Raw genomic sequence first — 7694 nt, 5'->3', positions numbered from 1 at the left:
CGCAGCGGGTGCCAGAAAGTAACCCAAGTGGCGGATGTTGTCGAAGGCGGGAAGGTTGCCTTTGCGGATGGCGTCAGGCCAGATCGCCCATGCAATCAAGAATACGCAAACATGGACAAGAGCCGTCAGGCCGACAACCATCCAAATTGTGTCTGCCCCAGTGTCGTCCGTATTGCTGAAGAGACAAAGCAGCGCCACGAAGAATAAAATGTGCACGATCCAGGATGGCGCGAACATGATTGACGACGGCACCGTGGATTTGAACGATACGAAGAGCACATAGATAACGAGTGTGCCGATCAAAATGCGCTGGATACGCGTCAGTGGTGCAACGACATTCTGGATGCCGACCTTCATGACCACAGCAAAGATAAAGACAATCTGGGCAACTGTGGTCGGCAGCTGCAAAATCTCGATCGGCCCAGGCTCTGGATTAAGCCCAAAAACCAAGAGCGTCAGCGATGACATGACAACAGCGCTGAGCAGCAGAACCAGCACTTGAGACTGATCTTGCTTTAACAATTGACCCCCTTTGGAATGCCCGGCCAATGATTTACCATCATGCATGCGTGTCTTGATAGTTCATGGTCGACACCGCAAATGCCCGATAACGTAAGCTCGCGCGCCCCGAAATTACAGGGTATCTAATCCCCAAGATACCCACCGCCTTCACCCAACCCGCTCAGCAGACTGTCGATCTCAGCCTCCACAATCACGCGCCGGTTTCCACAGGCACTCTGCCGACACAGACATAGCGCTTAAATCCGGCGGCGATGGCCTCGTTTGTCGAGTAGATATTCCGCAAGTCTGCCATCACTGGCGTGGCCATAGTGCCGGCCAATTGCGTCAAATCCAGAGCGCGAAACTCGTTCCATTCGGTCAAGATAACAATCGCATCGGCGCCCTTTGCGGCGGCATAGGGGGTCTCCATCCACGTCACGCCGGGCAGCAAGTCCGCGCCTTCGCGGTGCCCTTGCGGGTCGACGACGCGCACTTTTGCACCATTGCCAATCAGCGCTGGCACGATAGTCAGGCTAGGTGCGTCGCGCATGTCGTCCGTGTTGGGCTTGAAGGTCACGCCGAGGACCGCAATGGTCTTTGCGTTCACTGAACCGTCACAGAGGTCGAATATCTTATCGACCATGCGCCGCTTGATCTCGTCGTTCACCTTGATCACAGCCTCTGTCAGCTGCATCGGCGTGCCATGGTCTTGCCCCATGCGCGCGAGGGCCTTGGTGTCTTTGGGAAAACAACTGCCGCCATAACCGGGGCCAGCGTGAAGAAACTTGTTCCCGATGCGCCCATCCAGCCCCATCCCCTTTGAGACCATTTTGACGTCTGCACCCGTGCGCTCGCACAGCATTGCGATTTCATTGATGAAAGTGATCTTGGTCGCCAAAAAGGCGTTGGCGGCATATTTGATCATTTCCGCGCTTTCCAGATCGGTGGTCATGATCGGGAAGTCTCGAAGAAATAAGGGACGGTAGATTGCGCTTAATACCGTGGCGGCGCGGTCCGTCTCGGTCCCGACAACAATACGGTCTGGGCGCATGAAGTCATCGATCGCGGCCCCTTCGCGCAGAAATTCAGGATTGGAAGCGACATCAAATTCTGCATCCGGGTTTGCCGTCGCAATCGCCTGCTTGACCAGACGGTTTGTTCCGACAGGAACCGTTGATTTGGTCACCACCACCGCATAACCGGTAAGAGCATCTGCAATCTCTTTGGCTGCCGCCATCACATAGGTCAGGTCTGCGTGGCCATCGCCACGCCGTGTCGGGGTGCCCACGGCGATGAATATCGCATCAGCGCTATCGACGGCTTGGCTCAGGTCATCTGAAAAGGCCAACCGACCGGCGGCGACATTCTTCGCCATCAGGTCATCAAGGCCGGGCTCATAAATTGGTACCTCGCCTGCGCGCAACTTCGCGAGTTTGGCGGCGTCCTTGTCGACGCAGACGACGTCATGCCCAAAGTCCGAGAAACATACCCCTGAAACTAGGCCTACGTATCCGGTGCCGATCATTGCGATCTTCATAGTCGTCGTTCCATCGCTTTAGCTAAATCATTGACTTCGAGAGAAAAAGAGAGTCGCTCGCCACTCAATTGTAAATTGCGACATATTTCGCCCGATCAAGTGCGCTAGCGGCAAGTGGAGGGGCATTCTAGACTCCATCATCATCGCCACTCCCATCACCCAGCTCGCCCTGCAGGCGGTCAATCTCGGCTTTCAGCGCCTCGTATTCGCGCATTTTCCTTTGTAGAAAACGCCCCGTCATGCGTGCCTTCTGGCCAATACCCTCGGGCGTCAGGATATATGCGTAGCGCATCTTTTTGTCAGACGCGCGGAAGTTCTCGACTTTGACCGCACCTTTGTCGATGAGGGCATTGATGCAATAGTTTACGCCACCCAAGCTGACGCCAAGTTCGCGCGCAAGGTCGCGTTGCGACAACTGTGGGTTCTGCTCAAGAGCGCGCATAACGCGAAACCGTACCTCGGCTCTGTCGCTAAGGCCTTGATCTTCGGGCGGACCCACGGCTACCGCATCAGAGGTCACTGGCGTGATCTGCTCAAAAAGCGCAAATTGATTATTGCGTTCATGGGTGAACAGTTACAGCAAATGGATTGGCGTTCAAGCGTGAACTGTAACATCTGGTCTGGTCTTGTGCCCGATCAAATGATGTGTGCTGATCCGGTCACTTTGCGCTAGCGTGCGCCCCTGTTTCCGCGGGCGCACATATCCACGTAGATGTTGCAAACAGTGCCACTCATCGTACACGCAATGTTGAACGAGCGTGCGCACCTGCAACGTCGTCTACATTTATGCGACGTCAGACTGAAGTGGGGCGATTATCGTGGGATCATGAACGCTGCAGTTGGATCCGCAAACCAATCGGTTGCCTCGCGTGAACACAGGCTACAGCGGGGTAGGCGGGGCATACTAATCGCCAGCCGCGCCCTATTTTTCGCCAAGAGTGTAAACTGATCGCTGGGTGCCGGGCAGATGATTCAGATAACCCGCGTCAACAGTAGCCTTCAGAGCTCTAAAAAAGCTACTGCGCGATATGCCTGCCAACAATGTGTGACTGCGCAGCTGTTCACTTTCAAAGGTGCTGCAGGTCTCCGTCAAGAGTGACGCCGCATAAAGGATGTTTTTTTCGATCCGACCTAAGTCGTTTAAGTGAAGGTCGCGCTCCATCCCAAGCAGTATTTCCTTGAGGTGAGCAATCTGGTTAACGCTATTCATTCGAGCTTCCCGATAGAATGACTGCAATACTTTGCGTTACCTATAGCATCCTATACCGAGTTGACAAACAGCAAGATTAATCCCAATTTGGGACTGTGGTTGTTAGTAGGTTCCCCATTTTCCCCTCCGCCCTATGCCTCCATACTAGGAGAACTCCCTCGGGGCGGAGGTTTCCCGGGGGGCAAAGGGACAAGGACCAAGCGCGGGCATCGCACAGATTTTCGGTGCCTGTTGGGCGGCGAAAGATACGGCGCAATCGTGTCGCGCAATACATCTGGGGGGCATGAAGTGATTTCGGGCAGAGGGCGCGCAAAGAGGGCCCTTTGATCATGATCAATTGCAAAGTGCCGCGCAATCAAAATCCCGAACAGCATTCCGCGTAGTCGCCCTAAAGGAGAGTAAAGTATATCCATTGTAAAATTCGGGCGTGGCGCCCAAGGGCGGAGATGGGTAGATTTAGAAACATTTATTTTATTTATACTGAGTCAACCAAATGATGCACGCTAATATCGCCGTTGCCTATTTCGTTTGCTACGCGCTAACAGTATTCTTGGTCACACCAGGCCAGTCAATTTTTCTGCCCGAAATCACAGCCTTTGCAAGCCTCGTTTATCTGCCACACGGAGTCAGAATCCTGGCCACATGGGCCTATGGGTGGAAGGCAATACCAGGACTAATTGCAGGATCAGTCGCTGCAACTTTATTGCTTACTCCGGTGACATATGCCGACTTATTGCGGCCGAAAGCACTGGAGGCAATTCTTCTTGGTTCAGTTGTTGCGTTCATAGCCTTCGAGCTGGTTAGGCTCTCAGGCCGCGATTTATACTGGGGTCCATCGAATAGAGTTAACTGGAGAAGTCTGGTACTTGTCGGCGCGGTCGCCTCTGTCGCGAATTCTGTGGGCAGCACCTTCCTCTATTCGGGGCTCATTAGTGCCGACTATCAACTTTACGTTATGCTCATCTATGTCGCTGGGGATCTCATTGGGCTTATGGCTTGCATGCTTGGATTGATGCTGGCCTTTCGGTGGGCCCGCATCTCGGCAAGATAGTCGGCCCATAGCGACCCAAGTTGGACAGTCCTCGCCCGCTCCCACTGGTGGCGCGACAACAAGACAAACGCGGTAGCAAAGAGACGATTTGCGTCGGCGATTCGATTGAAGGCCTGCGACATTTGTTCGCCGTTCGAAGGAACTGCTGGCACTCTTCCCGCCCATAAGTCCCAAAATTGTGGTTATTCTGCCTGTATTTTTCGGCACGCGATATTAAAACCACCGAGACATCTGGTCGCGGATACATTTTTAGGTTGTAAATCCGTAAATTTTTAGTTGTCATATTTATTACACGAGTACCATTATGGTACTAATATGACCTTCCTGCCGCATCCATCTGCGAAGCATCGATGAAGATCCTCCGGTCAACGGAGTTGGTAGGCAGCTGCATAAAGGCGGCTTTTTGCGCGCCGCGTTCACTTGCCTATAGCCCGCTGCGGGCCTTCACATCGTGCTGTGATAGTTGACTGATGTGTAGCGCATGGCCGGACAGTGTCATCGGTATCCATTGGGCGGGCTCGGGCCCTATTCTGACGGAAGGATGCGCAAGCCGCCATCGAAGTCTTAGCTCACCATGAAGGCAGAAATTCCCTTATACTAGACGTTTTCCCGTCGAATTATCCAAGTTTGCCGCCGCTAGGAGTTAGGACCACCAAACAGATGCATCCGGTCGCGGCGTCAACCCCAACCCGCGCAATGTGACCCCCTTCCAGACCAAAAGTGTCGTTATCCTTGTGTTTATAAGGATAACGCGTCTGCTTCGTAGCCGGTTGGCAGTGTTTTGTTGTGCAGGACCGGTTTTCGTGGCAGCAAAATACGCAGCAAAGAACCCGTACATTTCCTTGCGTAGATCATGTGCATTGTAGTATTTTGAGATTTACTATTTCCAGCGCATACATCCTAAGGTAGTAATGTGGATCGGGGGGATCGAAAATTCCACATAGATTGCATTTAGCCCAGTTGACTCACCTCAAGAATGTAGAGATCAGTAAGTCTAGTTTTTGGTACTTATAGGTTTCGCGCCAACCCACATGCGCGTCCAGCGTTGGACGTACCTATGGGTGGTCTATGGATGGGGTATGAGATGCCAAGGGTCGTTAAGGATTCAATCTCCACAAAGGATGCCTTGCCAGGTCAGCGTAAGGTTGGCGGCACAGATCTCTTTTGGGTAAGTAAGCGGTACTTCGATATTTTGATCAGTTTGTTCTTGATTGCCATTTTGCTGCCTGCAATAATCGTACTGCTGGTCCTTAATCCGATCTGGAATCCAGGCCGCTTATTCTTTGTCCAAACCCGCATGGGGTACCGATGCCGTGCCTTCAAAGTCTACAAGTTTCGCACAATGACGCTTGTTCCGCAGCTGAATCGGGGGCATGACGATCCGATCGAACAAGATCGCATCACGCCATTGGGGCGTGTGTTGCGCAACTGCCGGATTGATGAGCTACCGCAAATTATCAATGTCTTGCGCGGCGAAATGAGCTTGATCGGGCCGCGGCCCGATGATTTCCGCCATGCGCGCAGATATTGCCGTGTCGTCCCGGACTATAGATCGCGGCATCAGATCAAACCGGGCATCAGTGGGCTGGCGCAAATTAAACTGGGGTACGCAGAAGGCGTCGATGCGACCCGTGCAAAGGTTGACGCAGATCTTGATTATATCAACCGCGCGGGCTTCACGCTCGACGCTGATCTTTTTCTTAAAACGATTAAGTCGGTCCTGAAAAGAGAAGGCTTGTGAAATGAAACAAACATTCACCCGCCCCGATTGGCCGCAGACCCATGGTTTGCGTTCAGTGGTGCGATTGTTCAGTATTCCATTTTGGAATTCCCGCATGCAGCAAAACTTAGAATGAAGAATAACCAAAGCTTGCCTAATGTCAGATAATCACATTGCGGATCACCAAAGACGTGACTATGAACGGCAGGCCGTGCCGGTTGACGATGAAATTGATCTTCTCGCTATTTTCCGCACGCTATGGCGCGGCAAGTGGGTGATCGGTCTCGTTACGTCGATCGCAATTGTATTGGGTGTTTATTATGCCTTTGGCATTGCCATTCCGAAATATACGGCAACCGCGGTCGTTGCCTTGGAAAGCCGTCAGGAAAACGTTGTTGATCTAGAAAGTGTCATGTCAGGCCTTGGTGGGGACCAGATATCAATCAATACCGAGATAGAAGTGCTGCGCTCGCGTGGATTGATTGCAAAGCTCGTCGCGCGAATGGCCCTTCAAGATGATCCGGAATTTAATCCCAGCCTGCGACCAGAGCAGCGGTTTTCGATCGGCAAGCTGATTGGTGTATTTGCAGGACATGCCCAAGCGCCAATCGTTTCGACACAAACGGTTCTGGATAGCACGGTCAATACTGTCCTCGAAGCCGTGTCGATCTCAAATCTGCGCCAAAGCTACGCGTTTACTATTTCAGTTGTCACAACAAACCCTGAAAAATCCGCAGCTATAGCAAACACACTGGCAGAGCTTTACATCCTGGATCAGATTGAAGTGAAATTTGCGGCCACGGAACAGGCCACGATCTGGTTGTCTGAACGCGTGGCGGTTCTCCAAGAAGATCTGGAAACAGCAGAGGCGGCCGTGCAGGTATTGTCCGGTAGCACCGAACTTGTGAGCGCAGAGGCACTTGAAGCGGTCAACCGCCAGATCAAGGAAACGCGTGATCGCCTTGCGGACGTCGACAGCCGGGTCATCAGCACGCAAGCGCGTGTAAACGCGCTGATTGACGCGAGCGCCAGCAGCGATCGCGTTCTCATGGCGGCAATCGCTTCCGATAGCGCGCTTGACCGATTGCTGGAAACAAAGGGTGACAATACCGCGTTCATGGCGCAGTTCAATGCGATCTTGCTGCGCGCGCGCAATGACCTTGACCGCGCACGTGCGCAATCCTCTTCCCTCGCGTTTGCGGTGTCCACGCTCGAAACCGATTTTGCAGTCCAGTCAGCGGATTTGGCAGAACTCCAGCAATTGCAAAGAGAAGCAGAAGCAAGCGGATTGATATATGAATACTTCCTTGGCCGCCTAAAAGAGACGTCGGTGCAAGAAGGGATACAGCAAGCGGACAGCCGCATATTATCTCCGGCAGCCGTGCCAGTTGACGCATCAGAGCCACGCAAACCGATCATCGTGGCACTTTGCGCGATATTGGGTCTAATGCTTGGCGGAGGAGGGATGCTGCTGCGAGAAATGTTACAAGTCGGGTTTCGCACGACTGACGAACTTGAATCAGCAACGGGTCTTTCTGTTATGGGGCAAATCCCGCGCATTCAGGCGCGACGGCGCGATGATGTGCTCAAGCATTTGCTCGAAAAACCGACATCAGCGGCAGCCGAAGCAGTGCGCAATTTAAGGACCTCAATCCTGTTGTCAGATGTGGACAAC

General features: G+C 52.9%; 6 protein-coding genes. 2 read left to right on the top strand and 4 right to left on the bottom strand.

Going from position 1 to position 7694, the window contains the following annotated elements; genetic code table 11:
* The 4 genes from QZ197_RS13380 to QZ197_RS13365 all read right to left on the bottom strand — a co-directional run.
* Positions 1 to 522 (bottom strand): hypothetical protein (locus tag QZ197_RS13380; RefSeq protein WP_296432572.1); only part of this gene is annotated, 522 nt, incomplete at its 3' end.
* A 190-nt stretch (positions 523 to 712) separates the two neighbouring features.
* Positions 713 to 2038: a UDP-glucose/GDP-mannose dehydrogenase family protein gene (locus QZ197_RS13375; RefSeq protein WP_296432571.1), complete on the bottom strand. Its 1326-nt coding sequence runs from the start codon at positions 2036 to 2038 to the stop codon at positions 713 to 715.
* Between the two features lie 127 nt (positions 2039 to 2165).
* Entirely contained in the window at positions 2166 to 2558 is a 393-nt protein-coding gene (locus QZ197_RS13370) for a MarR family EPS-associated transcriptional regulator (protein ID WP_296432569.1), read from the bottom strand.
* 402 nt (positions 2559 to 2960) lie between these two features.
* Positions 2961 to 3248, bottom strand: a complete 288-nt coding sequence (locus tag QZ197_RS13365) for a hypothetical protein (RefSeq protein ID WP_296432567.1) — start codon at positions 3246 to 3248, stop codon at positions 2961 to 2963.
* A 2108-nt stretch (positions 3249 to 5356) separates the two neighbouring features.
* On the opposite strand from QZ197_RS13365, the gene QZ197_RS13360 reads away from it, so the two are divergent.
* Together QZ197_RS13360 and QZ197_RS13355 are read left to right on the top strand one after the other, a co-directional pair.
* Complete coding sequence (locus QZ197_RS13360; RefSeq protein ID WP_363157894.1) at positions 5357 to 6040, top strand: sugar transferase; 684 nt, start codon at positions 5357 to 5359, stop codon at positions 6038 to 6040.
* 136 nt (positions 6041 to 6176) lie between these two features.
* A partial coding sequence (locus QZ197_RS13355; RefSeq protein WP_296432565.1) for a GumC family protein occupies positions 6177 to 7694 on the top strand: 1518 nt, incomplete at its 3' end.

The sequence above is a fragment of the Yoonia sp. genome (assembly GCF_017854415.1).
Classification (GTDB): domain Bacteria; phylum Pseudomonadota; class Alphaproteobacteria; order Rhodobacterales; family Rhodobacteraceae; genus Yoonia.
This window is presented reverse-complemented; position numbering and strand designations above follow the sequence as displayed.